This window comes from Halomonas sp. SCS19, assembly GCF_040147015.1.
GTDB lineage: Bacteria > Pseudomonadota > Gammaproteobacteria > Pseudomonadales > Halomonadaceae > Halomonas > Halomonas litopenaei.
In genome coordinates, this window is the sequence record NZ_JAMSHN010000001.1 from 2,344,337 (window position 1) to 2,359,587 (window position 15,251).

18 protein-coding genes are annotated in these 15,251 nt (G+C 65.8%); 4 read left to right on the plus strand and 14 right to left on the minus strand.

Going from position 1 to position 15,251, the window contains the following annotated elements; genetic code table 11:
• Positions 1-23: 23 nt before the first annotated feature.
• From NFH97_RS10145 to NFH97_RS10155, 3 genes are all read left to right on the plus strand, one after another.
• Positions 24-1,568: a D-alanyl-D-alanine carboxypeptidase gene (locus NFH97_RS10145; RefSeq protein WP_045993505.1), complete on the plus strand. Its 1,545-nt coding sequence runs from the start codon at positions 24-26 to the stop codon at positions 1,566-1,568.
• A gap of 240 nt (positions 1,569-1,808) precedes the next feature.
• A complete protein-coding gene (locus NFH97_RS10150) occupies positions 1,809-2,684 on the plus strand; it encodes a DMT family transporter (RefSeq protein ID WP_349624775.1) in 876 nt (291 codons plus the stop codon).
• 310 nt (positions 2,685-2,994) lie between these two features.
• Entirely contained in the window at positions 2,995-3,549 is a 555-nt protein-coding gene (locus NFH97_RS10155; RefSeq protein WP_222516376.1) for a cytochrome b/b6 domain-containing protein, read from the plus strand.
• A gap of 46 nt (positions 3,550-3,595) precedes the next feature.
• Here NFH97_RS10155 and thiE read toward each other — a convergent pair whose 3' ends face one another.
• The 10 genes from thiE to NFH97_RS10205 all read right to left on the minus strand — a co-directional run bounded on the left by thiE (position 3,596) and on the right by NFH97_RS10205 (position 10,804).
• On the minus strand, positions 3,596-4,258 hold the full coding sequence (gene thiE / locus NFH97_RS10160) for a thiamine phosphate synthase (protein WP_301271164.1): 663 nt from the start codon (positions 4,256-4,258) through the stop codon (positions 3,596-3,598).
• Positions 4,259-4,297: 39 nt separating this feature from the next.
• Positions 4,298-5,116: a hydroxyethylthiazole kinase gene (thiM, locus tag NFH97_RS10165; RefSeq protein ID WP_222516378.1), complete on the minus strand. Its 819-nt coding sequence runs from the start codon at positions 5,114-5,116 to the stop codon at positions 4,298-4,300.
• A 148-nt stretch (positions 5,117-5,264) separates the two neighbouring features.
• On the minus strand, positions 5,265-5,552 hold the full coding sequence (locus tag NFH97_RS10170) for a hypothetical protein (RefSeq protein WP_045993501.1): 288 nt from the start codon (positions 5,550-5,552) through the stop codon (positions 5,265-5,267).
• 337 nt (positions 5,553-5,889) lie between these two features.
• Positions 5,890-6,225 carry a DsrE family protein gene (locus NFH97_RS10175; RefSeq protein ID WP_222516379.1) on the minus strand — a complete coding sequence of 112 codons (336 nt, stop codon included), beginning with the start codon at positions 6,223-6,225 and terminating at the stop codon, positions 5,890-5,892.
• The gene (locus tag NFH97_RS10180) at positions 6,222-7,010 is read right to left on the minus strand and encodes an ABC transporter ATP-binding protein (protein WP_349624776.1); all 789 of its coding nucleotides are present in this window, start codon (positions 7,008-7,010) and stop codon (positions 6,222-6,224) included. Before NFH97_RS10180 ends, NFH97_RS10175 begins: the two co-directional genes overlap by 4 nt.
• A complete protein-coding gene (locus NFH97_RS10185; protein ID WP_108132144.1) occupies positions 6,998-7,759 on the minus strand; it encodes an ABC transporter permease in 762 nt (253 codons plus the stop codon). The genes NFH97_RS10180 and NFH97_RS10185 overlap by 13 nt, the downstream gene beginning before the upstream one ends.
• Positions 7,756-8,802, minus strand: a complete 1,047-nt coding sequence (locus tag NFH97_RS10190) for an ABC transporter substrate-binding protein (RefSeq protein ID WP_045993498.1) — start codon at positions 8,800-8,802, stop codon at positions 7,756-7,758. Before NFH97_RS10190 ends, NFH97_RS10185 begins: the two co-directional genes overlap by 4 nt.
• Positions 8,803-9,048: 246 nt before the next feature.
• Entirely contained in the window at positions 9,049-9,687 is a 639-nt protein-coding gene (locus NFH97_RS10195; RefSeq protein ID WP_045993497.1) for a peroxiredoxin, read from the minus strand.
• A gap of 91 nt (positions 9,688-9,778) precedes the next feature.
• Positions 9,779-10,225, minus strand: a complete 447-nt coding sequence (locus tag NFH97_RS10200) for a C40 family peptidase (protein WP_349624777.1) — start codon at positions 10,223-10,225, stop codon at positions 9,779-9,781.
• A 234-nt stretch (positions 10,226-10,459) separates the two neighbouring features.
• Positions 10,460-10,804 carry a hypothetical protein gene (locus NFH97_RS10205; RefSeq protein ID WP_045993496.1) on the minus strand — a complete coding sequence of 115 codons (345 nt, stop codon included), beginning with the start codon at positions 10,802-10,804 and terminating at the stop codon, positions 10,460-10,462.
• 166 nt (positions 10,805-10,970) lie between these two features.
• Between NFH97_RS10205 and NFH97_RS10210 the strand changes: the two genes are divergently transcribed.
• On the plus strand, positions 10,971-11,936 hold the full coding sequence (locus NFH97_RS10210) for an ABC transporter substrate-binding protein (protein WP_349624778.1): 966 nt from the start codon (positions 10,971-10,973) through the stop codon (positions 11,934-11,936).
• Between the two features lie 150 nt (positions 11,937-12,086).
• Here NFH97_RS10210 and NFH97_RS10215 read toward each other — a convergent pair whose 3' ends face one another.
• The 4 genes from NFH97_RS10215 to NFH97_RS10230 are packed head-to-tail and all read right to left on the minus strand — an operon-like array spanning position 12,087 to position 15,071.
• On the minus strand, positions 12,087-13,268 hold the full coding sequence (locus NFH97_RS10215) for a metal ABC transporter solute-binding protein, Zn/Mn family (RefSeq protein ID WP_349624779.1): 1,182 nt from the start codon (positions 13,266-13,268) through the stop codon (positions 12,087-12,089).
• A 40-nt stretch (positions 13,269-13,308) separates the two neighbouring features.
• Positions 13,309-14,211, minus strand: coding sequence for a metal ABC transporter permease (locus tag NFH97_RS10220; protein WP_108132148.1), 903 nt, complete (start codon positions 14,209-14,211; stop codon positions 13,309-13,311).
• Positions 14,212-14,931 carry a metal ABC transporter ATP-binding protein gene (locus NFH97_RS10225; RefSeq protein WP_045993493.1) on the minus strand — a complete coding sequence of 240 codons (720 nt, stop codon included), beginning with the start codon at positions 14,929-14,931 and terminating at the stop codon, positions 14,212-14,214. It abuts the gene before it with no gap.
• A complete protein-coding gene (locus tag NFH97_RS10230; RefSeq protein ID WP_349624780.1) occupies positions 14,931-15,071 on the minus strand; it encodes a hypothetical protein in 141 nt (46 codons plus the stop codon). Before NFH97_RS10230 ends, NFH97_RS10225 begins: the two co-directional genes overlap by 1 nt.
• Positions 15,072-15,251: the final 180 nt, after the last annotated feature.

Below are 15,251 nucleotides of genomic sequence, written 5' to 3' on the forward strand. Positions count from 1 at the left end.
GGAAATCGCAGGGGTTTGGATAAATGGTGACCACAAGGAATTCCGGGTGGCGTTCGCTGACGATGCTGGTCGCGCTGGTGGTGACCTGTCTGATGGTGGTGCAGTCCGCCCAGGCAGGCAATCCGCGCTACGCAGGCATCGTGGTGGACGCCGAGAGTCATGAGATCCTGTACGCGGAAAACGCCGATGAGCGCCGCTATCCGGCCTCACTGACCAAGATGATGACCCTTTATATGCTGTTCGAGGCTCTGGACGGTCGTACCATGAGTCTGGGCCAGCCGCTGCCGGTCTCTTCCCATGCGGCCTCGATGCCGGCGACCAAGCTGTGGCTCAAGCCCGGTGACAGCATCCCGGTGGAGAAGGCCATCCAGGCGTTGGTCGTGCGCTCCGCCAATGACGTGGCGGTGGTGGTGGCCGAGTCCCTGGGCGGTTCCGAGTCTCACTTCGCCGACATGATGACCCGCAAGGCGCGCAGCCTGGGCATGAATAACACCACCTTCCGCAACGCTTCGGGCCTGCCCAACTCCGGCCAGGTCACCACGGCGCGGGACATGGTCATCCTGGCGCGCCGTCTGATGCTGGACTTCCCCCAGTATTACCCCTACTTCTCTCTTACCGAGTTCACCTGGCGTGGCACTCGTCACACCGGTCACAACCGTCTGCTGACCAAGTACCCGGGCACCGATGGTCTCAAGACCGGCTTCATTCGCGCCTCCGGTTTCAATGTGGCGACCTCGGCCACGCGCAATGGACGGCGCATGGTGGCGGTGGTCATGGGCGGCTACACCGCCGCTTCCAGGGATGAGCAGATGATGAGCCTGCTCGACCGTGGCTTCCTGCGGGCTTCGCTGGTCGACGGTCGTGGTTTCCTTGCCAATACCGACGTCTCCGGTGGCGAACTGATGGCGCCTCGCCAGCGTGGGTTGATCTCTGCGCCGACGCCGAGCCGTGTCGCTCAGGTGCCATCGACCGCGGTGCGGCCGTCACGGGTCGAGACCGTGGTTCGTCCGGCCACGCCGACGCTGGCCAGCCGCCAGTCGGCGACAGCGCCGGTGCGCTTCGAGTCCGCCGCCCCGATCATCTCCGATTCGCGTCGTTCTTCGTCCGGTCCCGACCCGCTGCGCAACCTGATCGACCAGCCGAGTGCCTCGGCACCCGCCCTGGCATCGATTCCGGTGGCGGCCTCGGTGCCCGACGCGGCAGCGGCGAGGCCTGAGCCCAGCCCTGTGTCGAGTTCCGTGTCGAGCGCGCCGTCCAGCGCGCCGTCCAGCGTGGCGAGCACGAACACCACCAGCGCGAATGCGAACAGCACCATCGCGCAGACCGGCGACTGGGGGGTCCAGGTGGGGGCGTTCAGCGACATGGACAGCGCGCGCAGCCAGGCCAGCCAGGCGGCCGATCGTCTGGCGGGCGAGATGGCCCACGCCCGGGTAGCGGTGGCGCGAGCCGACAATGCCAACATCTACCGTGCCCGCGTGGTGGACCTGCAGGAAGGCCAGGCCCGTTCGGCCTGTCGGCGACTGCTGCAGCAGGGCATGGACTGCATGGTCGTTCAGGCCAGCCTCTAAGCGTCAGTTCGCGCCACCTTCACGTCGTTCTCCGACAAGGCCCGCCTCTGGCGGGCCTTTTGCTGCATGGCATACACCAGTGCACAGTTCTGGTGCGTCTGTTCTTGCCAGCGAAGCGTTCGCCCCCTAACGTTGTCCCTGTTACCCCCGTCGGCCCCGTGCCGGCGGGGTTCGTTTTTAGGTCAGGTAGATGGTGGTCGTGAGCCACTTGCCATCAGTGCTGCGGACAGGGAGGAGAGCATGGGATCATCGTTCAAGGGTATCGGGTTCATGTGTCTTGGCGTGCTGTGCCTGGCGCTCGGTGACGCCATTTCCAAGTGGCTCGGCGAGGTGCATTCGCCGTTGCAGATCATCTTCTTTCGCACCCTGGTGTCGTTGCCGTTGATCATGCTGCTGGCGCACCAGGGGGGCGGCCTACGCACCCTGTCGACCCGACGTCCTGGGGTGCATCTGATCCGTGGTCTGATCTATACCGGCACCATGGGTTGCTTCGTGCTGGGGTTGACGATGATGCCGCTCGCCGAGGGCACCGCCATCGCCTTCGCCGCGCCGCTGTTTGTCAGCCTGCTGTCGGTCCCGCTGCTGGGCGAGCGGGTGAGCGTGCCGGTGGTGCTGGCGTCGTTGGTGGGCTTTGCCGGTGTATTGGTGATCGTGCGTCCAGGCAGTGAAGGCATCTCGCTGGGTGCTCTGTCGATGCTCGGGGCGGCGGTGTTCTATGCCTTGATGATGATCACCGCTCGGCGCTACGGCGCCCGCGAGCACCTGTGGGCGATGGTGTTCTACATGACCCTGGTGCCCTTTGTGGTGACCGGCGTCGCCCTGCCGCTGGTATGGCAGGTGCCGGCGCTGGAGCATTGGCCGGCCTTTCTCATGTCCGGGGTGCTCGGGGTCGGCGCCACCGCCTTTATTACCCTGGCCTTTCGTCACGCTCCGGCCGCTATCGCCGCCCCCTTCGACTATACCGCCATGCTGTGGGCGGTCCTGCTCGGCTGGATGATCTGGGACGAGGTGCCGGATCTCGGGGTGCTGATCGGCGGCACCCTGATCATCGCCAGCGGCCTGGCGATCGCCTACCAGGAGGGGCGCACCAGCCTCAAGCGGCGCCCTTCGGCCTGAGCTGGGCGCTTGATCGGATGGAAGGACCAGGAGGTTGACCGACATCACGTCGCCTTGGGGGGAGGCGCTTGCCGTCCTAGGGCTTGTCTGAAAAGTGCCTGCGCTCGGTAATACGGCGTTAAAAATCGGCTGGTGCGCCAGCCCGGTCAAAATGCTCATTTACACCCCGTAAACTGCGCTTTCTCACCGATTTTTGCCTTGTCTAACCTTCGCTCGTCGACTTTTCGGACAGCGCCTAAGCTTGCCTTAAGTTGCTGCCGTCAGGCTGCCTGTTACGCGACAAGGCGTATCACCTTCAGGGAGCAGGACGATGGCATCGATTCCGTCACATTCAAAAGGCCGGCAGATCAAGGTGTGGGACCCGTTGGTCCGCGTCTTTCACTGGGCGCTGGTGCTGGGGTTTGCCCTCAATTACGCCGAAATTGGCCCTCATCGTTATATCGGCTACACCCTGATGGGGCTGATAGGGCTGCGTCTCGTCTGGGGACTGGTGGGGCCCTGGTCGGCGCGCTGGTCGAGCTTCTGGCCGACACCCTCGCGCCTTGGGGCGGTACTCAAGAAACAGGCCGCAGCACAGGAAGAGTGTTCGTCTCAGCGCATCACCCATACCCCGCTGGGGGCGGTGATGATGTTGCTGATGCTGGCCTTGCTGGTGGGGCTCGGTACCACCGGCATCTTGATGGTGCACACCGAGCGTTTCCACGATGTGCACTGGATGGAGGAGCTGCACGAGGGCCTCGCCACGGCGGTACTGTGTCTGGTGCCGTTGCACGTGGGCGGTGCCATCCTGGAGGGGCGACGACTGGGCGACAACCTGATCGCCGCAATGGTCCATGGGCGTCGAAGGGTCAGGCCTCGCGTCTGAGGGTCGCGTTCGGCGGTGGGCTGCCTGGCCGGGCTCCCAGGCCGGTTCAGCCTTCCCAGGCCGTCAGCAGGTCCCTCGCGGCGCACGCCGGGTCCGCCTGGCCGCAGATGGCGGAGACCACGGCCATGCCATCGGCGCCGCTTTGACGCACCGCCGAGGCGTGCTCGCGCTTGAGCCCGCCGATGGCCACGCTGGGCAGCGGGCTCGCCGCCACCAGCGAGGCAAGACCATCGAAGCCCAGCGGCGTGGCGTGGTCGCTCTTGGTCGGCGTGGCGAATACCGGTCCGAGTCCCAGGTAGTCCAGTGCCTGGACATCCAGGCGCGACAGCTGGTCGGGGTGCTGCACCGATAGGCCGATGATCGCCGTCTCGCCAAGCAGGCGGCGGGCTTCGCCCACGTCGCCGTCGTCCTGCCCCAGATGCACGCCGTCGACCTGTGCCTTTAGCGCGACCTGGACACGGTCATTGATGACCAGAGGAACCCCGTGTTCGGCCAGCGCCGGTTTCAGTCGGCGCGCCAGTTGCACCAGTTCGTCATCGCTGGCGGTCTTGTCACGTAGCTGCACCAGGCTGACTCCGCCGCGTACCGCCGCCTCCACCGTCGCTTCAATCCCCATGGATGCGCACAGCCCGGGGTCGGTGACCAGATAGAGGCGAAGGCTGCGGGGGTCGAACAGGCGCGCATCAAGGCGTCGAGGAGAGTGGGTCACGAGGGGCTCCTGGTACATGAATCGGGTAGGGCGGTCGGGTCAGTCGAGAGACTCGATGGCGAGAGGTTCCCGCCGTAACAGCGTCTCGGGATTGAGCTGATGCAAGGCGTCGATAAAGGCGACGGCGAAGCTGCCAGGACCCTGGGCGGTGCGGCCGGCGCGACTGCCGGCTTCGCCATAACAGGCCAGGGCCGCGCAGGTGGCGACCAGCGGATCCTGATCGGCGGCGAGAAAGGCCGCGACCACACCGGACAGGGCGCAGCCCAGCGCCGTCACGCGGGGCATCAGCGGGTGTCCACCGGGCACGCGCACCAGCCGCCGGCCGTCGGTGACCAGATCGACCTCACCGGTTACCGCTACCACCGCCTCCTGGCGCCGGGCCAGGGCGACGGCCGCCTGCACGGCGTCGTCGCTGGCGGCAGTGGAGTCGACGCCGCGCCCGCCAAGACCGTCCTCGGCCAGGGCGATGATCTCCGAGGCGTTGCCGCGAATGACGCTGGGCCTCAAGTCCAGCAGCCTGGCGGCCGACTCTCGCCGATAGGCGGTGGCGCCAACGGCAACGGGGTCGAGCACCCAGGGGGTCTGGTGCTCGCCGGCACTGGTGGCAGCCTCGGTCATGGCCTCGACCCAGTGAGGCGAGAGCGTACCGATATTGATCAGCACAGCGTCGGCCAATGCCGCGAACTCGGCCGCTTCCTCACGCGCATGGACCATGGCCGGTGAAGCGCCCACGGCCAGCAGCACATTGGCGGCGCTGTTCATGGCCACGTAGTTGGTCAGGCTATGGACCAGCGGCGCCGCCTGGCGCAGCCGGGTCAGCCGTGCGCCGATGTCGGCGCCGGTGAGTGTCGTCGTCATGACAGGCCTCCCTGGCGTTGGACGAAGGCGGTGAGGGTCGCCTTGCAGGGAGTCATGATCCGGTCACTGCGCGCCGCTGTAAAGCGGCGATGGCCTGAGATATCCCCCTTGAGCCGGGAGACGGTGAACCGCGACAGCTCGCCGGGCGTCAGCCCAGCAGTTGCAGTGCGATCAATACCCCCAGGGCGGCGAGGGCGAGCTCGCGAACCGGTACGCCGTTGCCGCTGTCTGTGGCGTCGTCTCGACGCTCCGAGCTTGCGGTTCGGGGCCACAGGGCGAGGCCACCGAGAATCAGGCTGAGGCTACCGAGGGGCAGGCTGATGGACGACCAGAAGGCCATCAGGGCGAGGCCGCCGACCAGGGCCAGAGAGATACGAAGAAGCCCCTTGGTGGCGAAGCGGGGGCGAGTACGGGAGACCTGCTGTAGGAAGGGCATGTTCGGAATTCCTTGTCGGTGCAGGGGGCGGGCCAGAAGACAACTACTGACACCATCGCTAGGGCTGCAGCGTAGCGGCTTTGCCTTAACGCGCGCTTAAGCTTTATTGAAAGATTTGTGACAAGGTCTGATGCGCGAATCTGCAAAATGTTCAGTCGGCGAGCTGCGACATTGGTCGAACGCCATTGGCAGAGCGTGGGAATCTTGGGGGGCAGAGGGCGCGTCGCGCCTGGCTCCGTCCTCGCCTTCAAGGGCGACCTGCAAGGGTGATCTGCAAGGGCGACCGCAATGGCCTCCTGCCAAGGCGGTCTGTCTGGACGTGGATCAAACGCGTGCGTCAGGCGCGGATATAGGCCCAGCCCTGGCGCTGGCCCTCGGCCAGGGTGAGTACCGCTGCCTCGACGATGGCCAGTCCCCGGGTGTCGACGATGCCCTGGGCGTCGAGACTGTTGCGACATAGTCTTAACCACACGTCGGTGTCGTCCGGGGTGGCGACGGCGGCGGCCACACCGCCGGCGTTGGTGATGATCAGCACCTCGGCGTCGGGGCTGGCGGCCTTGAGGTTGCGGGCATTGCGCCTGGCGCGGGCAAGGCTCTCGGCGCAGGGAGCGTGAAGCATCACCTTCAAGCGTGAATCACCCGCTTCGCGGGGGGGCAGGCCGGTATCGCTCATGACGCCTCCGGGGCGGCGCCGATCAATGTTTCCAGATGATGGACCTGGGCGCCGAAGTCGGCATGCTCACGGCGATTGTCGGCGGGCAGCGTGATCTCGAGGGTGTCGATGACCCGCGCCGGGGCCCCGCCCTGATGTCCACCGAGCACCATCACCCGGTCGGCCAGCAGCACCGCCTCTTCGATGTCGTGGGTAACGAAGACGATGGCGGCCTCGGTGCGCTGGCGCAGGTCGATCAACTCGTTCTGCAGGCGACGGCGAGTGATCGCATCCAGCGCCGAGAAGGGCTCGTCCATGAACAGCACCCGGGGCTTTACCGCCAGCGCCCGGGCAATGCCGACACGCTGTTGCTGGCCGCCGGACAGGGTGGAAGGAAAGCGCTCGGCCATGTCGCCCAGGCCGACCAGCTCCAGCGGCGCAAGGGCGCGGCGCTGGCGCTCGTCCCGGGACAGCCCCAGTCCCTCTAGCCCGAGCGCCACATTGGCGCGGATGCGTCGCCAGGGAAACAGCCGCGGCGCCTGGAAGACCATCGACCAGGGCCGCGCTCCATCACGCGGACTCTCGTCCAGCCAGCGCTCGCCTGCCACCGCCGGCAGCAGGCCGCAGAGTGCCCGCAGCAGGGTCGACTTGCCGACCCCGGAGGCACCGACGATGGCGATGAACTCCCGTGGAGCCAGGCGCAGGTCGACATGTTCGAGCACGCGCTGGCCGCCAAAGCCCAGGGCCAGGTCATGGGCCTTGAGCACGCAGGCGTCGGCGTTGCGTTCGGCTGTCAGGGTGTCCATATCAGCAGCCTTTTTTGCAGATGCAGGAAGCCCAGGTCGAACAGGGCGTAGAGCGCCGCAATGGTCAGCATGTAGACCACCACGATATCGGTGGCCAGCAGGCCCGAGGCCTCCATCATGCGCTGGCCGATGCCGGGAATGCCGAACAGTTCGGCCGCGACCACGGTCATCCAGCCCTGGCCGAGGCCGGCGCGCAGGCCACCGAGGATGCCGGGGGCCGCCGCTGGCAGGCTGACCTTGGTCAGGCGGGCCAGCAGCGAACCCTGGCCGAAGGCCCTGGCCACTTCGTCATAGCCGGGGTCCACCGCGCGCACCGCGCTGTAGCTGGCGAAGTAGTTGATCCAGAACACCCCGATACTGATGATGAAGGCCGCCGCCGATGGCGTGATCCCGAACCAGATGATGGCGAAAGGGATCCAGGCCAGTGGCGGGATCGGGCGCAGCAGGCGCGCCAGCCAGGCGTGCAGGGCGTCGAACACCGGCAGCAGGGCCGCCGCTACGCCCATGGCGATGCCTGCCAGCGAGCCGATAGCCACCCCTACGCTGTAGTGAGACAGGCTCGAGCTGACGACTTCCCACCAGATGCCGTCGACCACCTCGCCCCAGAAGACCGTCGGGATCGCAGAGGGCAGCGGAACCAGATTGCCGGGCAGCAGCCCCAGGCGCAGTGAGATCTCCCAGAGTGCCACAAAGGCGACGAGCCCCAGCGCACCGAGGCCGGTGCGCCGGCTACGAGATACCGACTTCATGGGCTCGTGTCGCCTTCTTCGGCGTCTGCGTCAGCGCTTGCGGTCAGGTCGTCGTACCAGCGGGTGTCGAACAGAGTGTCGATGTCGAGGCCCTGCTTGAGGGTGCCGTTGGCCAGCTGGAAGTCATGCATGGTGCGGGTGCCCTCGACGATCGCGTGGGGATCGGCGCCGTAGTTGGCGAAGGGCGAGGACAGTGCAGCCTCTACGGTTTCCAGCGGCACCAGACGCTTGCCGACGAACTCGCGCACCGAGGGGGCGACCTGCTGTGGCGTATCGACCAGGGCGTGGGTCGCTCGCAGGTGAAGTTCGAGCAAGGTGCTGACGGCATCGGGGCGCTGTTCGAGCAGGCTTTCGCGTGCTGCCAGCACCGCGCCGGGTTGACCCGGCAACATGTCCGAGGCGTGGGCCACGATCTGGGCGTCGTCGAGGCGTTCGGTCACGGTGGAGAGTATCGGCTCCAGGGTCGAGGCGGCGTCCACTGCACCGGCCAGCAGCGCCTGCTGGACACGATCGGCGCCCATGGCGACGATCTCGACGGCGTCACTGCCGATGCCCAGGCGTTCGTCCAGCCAGTAGCGCAATACCGTGTCGGGTACCGAGCCCTTGGGGAAGGTGGCGATCTTGGGCCGACGGCCTTCGCGCTCGGTAAAGTCGGCGATGGCCTGGGCCGGGTCGGCGTCGGCCATCAGGCTGGCCAGTTCGCCGCGGGCGACCAGGCCGATCTGCTCCTGGATGGCGGCCGCCAGTACCTTGATCGGTACCCCGTTGGCGCGAGCCACCATGGCCGGGCCGATACCGAAGTACATGACGTCGAGATCACCCGAGGCCAGCGCCTGGACCATCGCCGGCCCGCTGGAAAAGCGTGTCAGCTCAAGTTCCAGGCCGGCCTCTTCGGTCCAGCCTTCGCCCTCCATCACGAATAGCTGAGCCACCGGCAGGATCGGCATATAACCAACCTCCAGCGGACCTTCGTCGGCGGCGATGGCGGTACCAGGCAGAAGCAGGGCGGCGGCGGTCAGCCAGCGGTAAAGGAGCTGGGGCATGGAGCCCTCCCGGAGCAATGAAGTTAATGATCAGCATGATAACGATCGGGGGACGAGGGCGACACGCAGGCGTGCGATCAATCCGTTATATGCTTATTAGGCGTCGGAAGACGCCGACACGACGATGGCCGCCCGGGGGCGGCCATCGCTGAGGGGACAGGCTGTCTGACGTAGCGGTAGATAGAGAGGGGGCGCTGCTCGTCCCTCCCTCGGACACTTCTGTCCTTACGTCTGCCTGCTCCGTCCTTACTTCTTGCCCGGCTGTTTGACGTAACGCAGATACGGACGCTGTTCGTCCCAGCCCTCAGGGAACAGGGTCTTGGCTTCGTCGTTGGAGACGGCAGGCACGATGATGCAACGGTCGCCATGGTTCCAGTTCACCGGGGTCGCCACCTTGTAGCCGTCGGTCAGCTGCAGGCTGTCCAGCACCCTCAGGATCTCGTCGAAGTTGCGTCCGGTGCTGGCCGGGTAGGTCAGCGTCAGGCGCACCTTCTTGGCCGGATCGATGATGAATACGCTTCGCACCGTCAGGGTGTCGTTGGCGTTGGGGTGGATCATGTCGTACAGGTCACTGACCTTGCGATCGGCGTCGGCGAGCAGCGGGAAGTTGAGCCCGTGGCCCTGGGTGTCCTCGATATCGCCGGCCCAGGCGTGGTGATCCTCGATGGGATCCACCGACAGGCCGATGGCCTTGGCGTTGCGTTTGTCGAACTCACCCTTGAGGCGCGACACTTCCCCGAGTTCGGTGGTGCACACCGGGGTGAAGTCCTTGGGGTGAGAGAACAGGATGACCCAGCTGTCACCGGCCCACTCATGAAAGTGAATGGTGCCGGCGGTGCTTTCCTGTGTGAAGTCCGGTGCGGTATCACCCAGTCGTAGCGTCATGGTCGTCTCCTTGGCGGTTGATGGCGACGGGCCCAGGCGGACCCGTCGGGTCGATCGGTGAGACCGGGGCGCGGCCTCGTGACAGCGAGCGTCAGGGCGCTGGCGCGGCCGCCCCGACGAAGCGATCCTGCCAATAGTCTATGGACAGCGAGGTGGTGGTGACCGTTCGCCCGCGTCCGGGCGCGTGGATCATCACATCGTCGCCGGCGTAGATGCCGACATGGCTGACCCCGGGACCCTTGCCGGTAGCGAAGAACAGAAGATCACCCGGCCGTGCCTCGTCGATGGGCGGCAGGCGCCGGTATTGCTCCCGGGATGAGCGCGGCAAGGGGATACCCGCCCGGGAATACGTCATCTGGGCCAGGCCGGAACAGTCCAGCCCGCGCGGATCGTTGCCGCCGAACCGGTAGGGGGTGCCGACGGCGCTGCGCGCCTCGGACAGGATCAGGGCACGTTCCATGGACAGTCCCTGGCCGCCGTCATCGGTGCTCAGCGGGGCCGAGGCACAGCCCCCCAGAAGTACCAGCAGCGGTGCCATCAGGGCTGTCCAAGAGGACCTGGTGTACCACGGCATCGAAGTGGTCATTGCGGCTTTCCCTGCACAGACGAGGCGCCCTCTACGGTACTCTGCCCTACCAGGCAGGCCAAGGGGGCCGAGGCGTAATGTGTCGCTGGCGCCGCAGGCGTAGCGACAACGACCAGGCGACCAGGCGACCAGGCGCGGACGCGACCGACAGGCCGATGCCCCCTGACGACAGGAGATACGTGCCCCCTAACGAAAGGAGATGCGTGTGCCGTTGGCCAGCATCTCGTCGGGGGTCATGGCCTTGCCCTCCACGCCGATCATCTCGTCACCGCACTGGTCGGTCCAGGTCAGGACGCCATGGGTCAGGCCGACGCCGCCGAGTAACTCGCGGATCTCGCCGGTGCCGAGAAAGGTGCGGGTTCGCCCCTTGTCGTCGGCAAGCTCTGTGGTGCCGTTGGCGTGATGAAAGCGCACCGTGTAGATGCCATCCATCGACTCCACCTCGACGATGGGCGAAAACCCGCGGGACAAGGCCTTGGCGAGTGCCTTGAGGGTAATCTGGCGCTCCAGGGTGTAGTCGATGTCAGCCATCTTGGTGTTTCCTCCGGCGAAACGGGCCTCTTAAGACTGGTCCAGCAAAGGACTTCTGGCAAACAGGTAAGTGCGGTGCCGTGACCCAGTCGTTGAAGGCGCGTTCTTGAGGCGGTGTGCCGAGCCGGTATGGTTGATGGCTTCTACAGCTATCGACAGGTGAACCATGCGACACCATTCCATGCCCTTGGCCCTGGCGGCCTCGATTGCGCTCGCGGCTTCCTTCGGCGCCCATGCTCAGGACCAGGAAGATGCCCAGGTTCGTTTTTCCGTGCCCGCCTGGCCCGGTGTAACGGTCAAGACGGCCCTGGCATCCACCCTGCTCGAGACCCTGGGCTACGAGCCGGTCCAGGAAGAGCTGGGCTCCACCATCACCTATCAGGCCCTGCGCCAGGGAGAGCTCGACGCCTTTCTGGCGGCCTGGCTGCCGGCCCAGCAGGGCATGTACGACGCCAGCTTCGAGGATGGCGAGTCCAAGCTCGAGGATCTCGGCAACAACGTCGACGGTGCGCGCCTCGGCTTTGCCGTACCCACCTACGTCTACGAAGCTGGCGTGAAAACGGCGGAGGATCTGGACAAGGAAGAGTTTGCCGACAAGCTGGACCGCACCATCTATTCCATCGAGGTGGGCTCCGGCATGAGCGACTCGCTCAACAGCGCGGTGGATGAGGACACCTACGGTCTGGGCGACTGGAACCTGTCCGAGACCTCGACGCCAGGCATGCTGAGCGCCGTGGACGCGGCGATCGATCGTGAAGAGTGGATCGTGTTCGCCGCCTGGACCCCGCACTGGATGAACATCGAGTTCGACGTGCGTTATCTGGATGACCCCGAGGACATGTGGGGCCCGGAAGGCGGCCGCAGCGACGTGCGCACCCTGGTGCGTAGCGAGTTCGCCGAGAGCCACCCCAATGCCACCCGTCTGCTCGATCAGCTGGTGTTTACCGCCGATGACCAGAGCGCCATGATCCGTGGCTTCAGCTACGAAGAGCGCGAGCCGGAGGCGGTCGCCGTCGATTGGCTGCGTGAACACCCCGAGGAGACCAGGGGCTTCCTCGAGGGGGTCACCACGCGCGACGGCGAGGAGGCCTGGCCCGTGGTGCGCGATGCACTGGAGATCCCCGAAGCCTGATGTCGGTAGCCTCAAGCGTCGACTGAAGACCGCCGTTTGGAGTGAAAGACGAAAGGACCGCCCCAGGGCGGTCCTTTGTTTTCTGCAGGTCGACAGTACGACGTGTGGCGTCCACTCGAGCTGTCGAGCGAGCGGGTCGTGATGACAGGATCAGTGGTCGTGGTCGTGGCCATCGTGGTGGTCATGGCTATCGTCATGACCCTCGGCATCGACCAACCCCTGATGCAGCACCTCGGCATTGTGCAGGATCATTCCCAGGTAGTGAGACGTCATCCCTTCTTCGGACAGGGCGCCGTTGTAGAGTGAGCCGGCGATGGGCACGCCGGTTTCCTCGGACAGTTGTTCCATCAGCGCCGGGCTGGACATGTTCTCGACAAACAGCGCCGGAATCTGGCGTTCACGGATGACGTCCACCATGCGCGCGATATCCGCCGCTGACGGTTCCGCTTCGGTGGACAGACCGACCGGCGACAGGAAGTCGATGCCGTAGGCCCGAGAGAAGTGGCCGAAAGCGTCGTGGCCGACGATGACCTGGGCGTGTTCCGGCAGGTCTTCGAGCAGCGCGAGCACCTGGTCGTGGGCCGCCTGGATATCCTCCATGTAGCTGTCGGCCCTGGACGCGTAGTGCTCGCTGTTGTCAGGGTCGACGGCGATCAGCCCGTCGCGGATATTGGCGACATAGATCAGTCCTGCCGACAGGTCGAGCCAGGCATGGGGGTCGTACTCGCCATGGTCGTGGCTGTCGTGATCATCGTGGCCGTCGTGATCTTCATGGTCTTCATGGCTGTCGTGATCACCGTGTCCGCCGTGCTCTTCATGGCCGCCGTGCTCTTCATGGCCGTCGTGCTCTTCATGGCTGTCGTGCTCTTCATGGCTGTCATGATCGTGGCCATCGTGCTCTTCATGATCGTGCTCTTTATGGTCGTGTTCGGCCCCTTCCTCTTTCTGGCGATGCAGTGATTGGCCGCCATAGGCCAGCAGCGGCACTCCGTCCGTGGCGACAACGGTCTTGCCCTGATAGCCGCTGGCGTCGAGCAGGCGCGTCATCCAGCCCTCGAACTGCAGGCCGTTGAGCACCACCAGGTCTGCCTCGGCCAGGGCCCTGGCGTCGGTCGGGCGAGGGGAGTAGACGTGGGGGTCGCTGTCGGGGCCGACCAGTGAGGTGACCTCGACCCTGTCGCCGCCGACGTTGCGTACCATGTCGGCCAATACACTGAAGCTGGCGACCACCTGGGTGGGCTCGTCTGCCACGGCCTGGGGGCCAAGGGCGAGTCCCGTCAGGGCAATCCAGGCGTGGCGTTTGACGAAGGCATGAGGCAGTGACAGTGGCATGGACGTTGATCTCCGGTTGGTCAGGGGACGGCGGGGCGCGTCAGGCGTGGTCGTCGGCGCGCAGCGGTGTGGCGCGACGACGAAGGCGAGCAGAAAGACTGTGCTGGCGGCCAAACAGCGCCGACAGCAGATAGGCCACACCGGCCAGCAGGATGATGGCCGGTCCAGAGGGCAGGCTCAGGTGGTAGGAAATCAGCAGGCCACCGAGGCTGGCGCCCAGCGCGATCACCACCGACAGCACTATCAGGCCCTCGAGGCGCGTGCTCCAGAAGCGAGCGGTGGTGGCCGGCAGCATCATCAGACCGACCGCCATCAGCGTGCCCAGGGTCTGAAACCCGGCGGTAAGGTTGAGCACGACGAGCCCCAGGAAGACACCGTGGACCAGACCGCTTCTGGTGCCTTGGCTGCGCAGAAACAGCGGGTCGAGGCATTCCACCACCAGGGCGCGGAAGATCACCGCCAGGGTGATGACGATCAGGCTACTGATGCCGGTGATCAGCACCAGGGCGGTGGTGTCCACCGCCAGGATGGAGCCGAACAGCACATGGGTCAGATCGACACTGCTGCCGCCCAGGGCGACCAGCATGACTCCGGCCGCCAGCGAGATCAGGAAGAAGCTCGCCATGGCCGAGTCTTCCCGGTGGCCGGTGAGCTGGGACACGCTGCCGGCCAACAGCGCGATCAATAGCCCTGACAGCATGCCGCCAAGGCTCATGATGGGCAGCGAGAAACCGGCCATCAGAAAACCCAGTGCAACGCCGGGCAGGATGGCGTGGGACATGGCGTCGCCGATCAGGCTCATGCCGCGCAGCATCAGGAAGACCCCCAGCGGCGGCGCCGCCAGCGACAGCGCCAGGCTGGCCAGCAGTGCACGGCTCATGAAGGCATAGTCGAAAGGGGCGATCAGCCACAGGTACAGGGTGGAAAGCAGCGAGTCGAGCATTCAGACAGATCCAGGAAAGGTCAGCGGCAGTCGAGGTGGGCGGGTCAATTGACCGGTGTGACGCTCCACCAGCGCATCCGGCGTGGCCCAGCGGCCGTGGCCCTGGGACAGGATCAGGACGTCATCGGCCAGGCGTGCCAGTTGCTCCATGTCGTGCAGCACGATGATCAGGGTCGCCCCCTGTTCGGCCATCTCGCGCAGCACGTCCATCAGCATCTCGACGGTATCGACGTCGACGTTGGCAAAGGGTTCATCGAGCAGCAGCAGTTCGGCTTCCTGCATCAGCGTCCGGCCGATCAGGGCTCGCTGGCGCTGGCCTCCGGACAGCTCGCCCAGCGGGCGGTGGGCCAGCCGCGAGATGCCCAGACGTTCCATGATCTCGCGCCCACGGCGATAGTGAGCGGCGCAGTAACCCTTGAAGGCACCGTGGCTCGGCCAGGTGCCGGTCATGATCAGTTCCTCGACGCTCATCGGGAAGCTCAGGTCCAGCGCCAGCTGCTGCGGCAGCCAGGCGCGGCGCGCCGCCGGAACGGCGCATTCGACGCGGCCCGCGACCGGCGTCAAGTTGCCCATGATGGCCTGGATCAGGGTGCTCTTGCCGGCGCCGTTGGCGCCGATGAGCGCGGTGATGGCGCCATCCTGAAAGCGCCCCTCGAGATGTTCGAGCACGGTGCGCCCGCCGCGTGCCAACTGCAGGTCATGCAAGACGAGGCGTGACATCAGTGCCACCATCCGGCGGACCAGGACACCGCCAGCCACAGTGGCAGCAGGGGAATCAGCACCAGCATCAGTCGGCGCCGCACGGACAGGGACATCAGCGAGAAGTGGCAAGGCCCTTCGGGGCGGTGACGATGGGTCATGCAGGATAGCTCCGGGGCGAATCGGTCGAGCAAAATGGTTGAAAGTTATAACATAACAATAGCTGGGATTCCACGACTTCCCTCCCTCGGGCCATCCACTTGAGGTAGCCGCCAGAGCGTTCGAGGCAGGCGTGGAACTTTCCTACAATCGGTACTGCAAAGAATGTCTTCCCACGATAG

Coding starts and splice junctions, on each gene's coding strand:
- NFH97_RS10200 (WP_349624777.1), bottom strand. CDS start 10,225: ATGGCACCGCTGCTGGTACTTCTGGGGGGCTGTGCCTCGGCCCCGCTG.
- NFH97_RS10190 (WP_045993498.1), bottom strand. CDS start 8,802: ATGCCCCAGCTCCTTTACCGCTGGCTGACCGCCGCCGCCCTGCTTCTG.
- NFH97_RS10220 (WP_108132148.1), bottom strand. CDS start 14,211: ATGCTCGACTCGCTGCTTTCCACCCTGTACCTGTGGCTGATCGCCCCT.
- NFH97_RS10180 (WP_349624776.1), bottom strand. CDS start 7,010: ATGGACACCCTGACAGCCGAACGCAACGCCGACGCCTGCGTGCTCAAG.
- NFH97_RS10205 (WP_045993496.1), bottom strand. CDS start 10,804: ATGGCTGACATCGACTACACCCTGGAGCGCCAGATTACCCTCAAGGCA.
- NFH97_RS10230 (WP_349624780.1), bottom strand. CDS start 15,071: ATGACCCATCGTCACCGCCCCGAAGGGCCTTGCCACTTCTCGCTGATG.
- NFH97_RS10150 (WP_349624775.1), top strand. CDS start 1,809: ATGGGATCATCGTTCAAGGGTATCGGGTTCATGTGTCTTGGCGTGCTG.
- NFH97_RS10185 (WP_108132144.1), bottom strand. CDS start 7,759: ATGAAGTCGGTATCTCGTAGCCGGCGCACCGGCCTCGGTGCGCTGGGG.
- NFH97_RS10170 (WP_045993501.1), bottom strand. CDS start 5,552: ATGCCCTTCCTACAGCAGGTCTCCCGTACTCGCCCCCGCTTCGCCACC.
- NFH97_RS10195 (WP_045993497.1), bottom strand. CDS start 9,687: ATGACGCTACGACTGGGTGATACCGCACCGGACTTCACACAGGAAAGC.
- NFH97_RS10145 (WP_045993505.1), top strand. CDS start 24: ATGGTGACCACAAGGAATTCCGGGTGGCGTTCGCTGACGATGCTGGTC.
- thiM (WP_222516378.1), bottom strand. CDS start 5,116: ATGACGACGACACTCACCGGCGCCGACATCGGCGCACGGCTGACCCGG.
- NFH97_RS10215 (WP_349624779.1), bottom strand. CDS start 13,268: ATGCCACTGTCACTGCCTCATGCCTTCGTCAAACGCCACGCCTGGATT.
- NFH97_RS10155 (WP_222516376.1), top strand. CDS start 2,995: ATGGCATCGATTCCGTCACATTCAAAAGGCCGGCAGATCAAGGTGTGG.
- NFH97_RS10210 (WP_349624778.1), top strand. CDS start 10,971: ATGCGACACCATTCCATGCCCTTGGCCCTGGCGGCCTCGATTGCGCTC.
- NFH97_RS10225 (WP_045993493.1), bottom strand. CDS start 14,931: ATGTCACGCCTCGTCTTGCATGACCTGCAGTTGGCACGCGGCGGGCGC.
- NFH97_RS10175 (WP_222516379.1), bottom strand. CDS start 6,225: ATGAGCGATACCGGCCTGCCCCCCCGCGAAGCGGGTGATTCACGCTTG.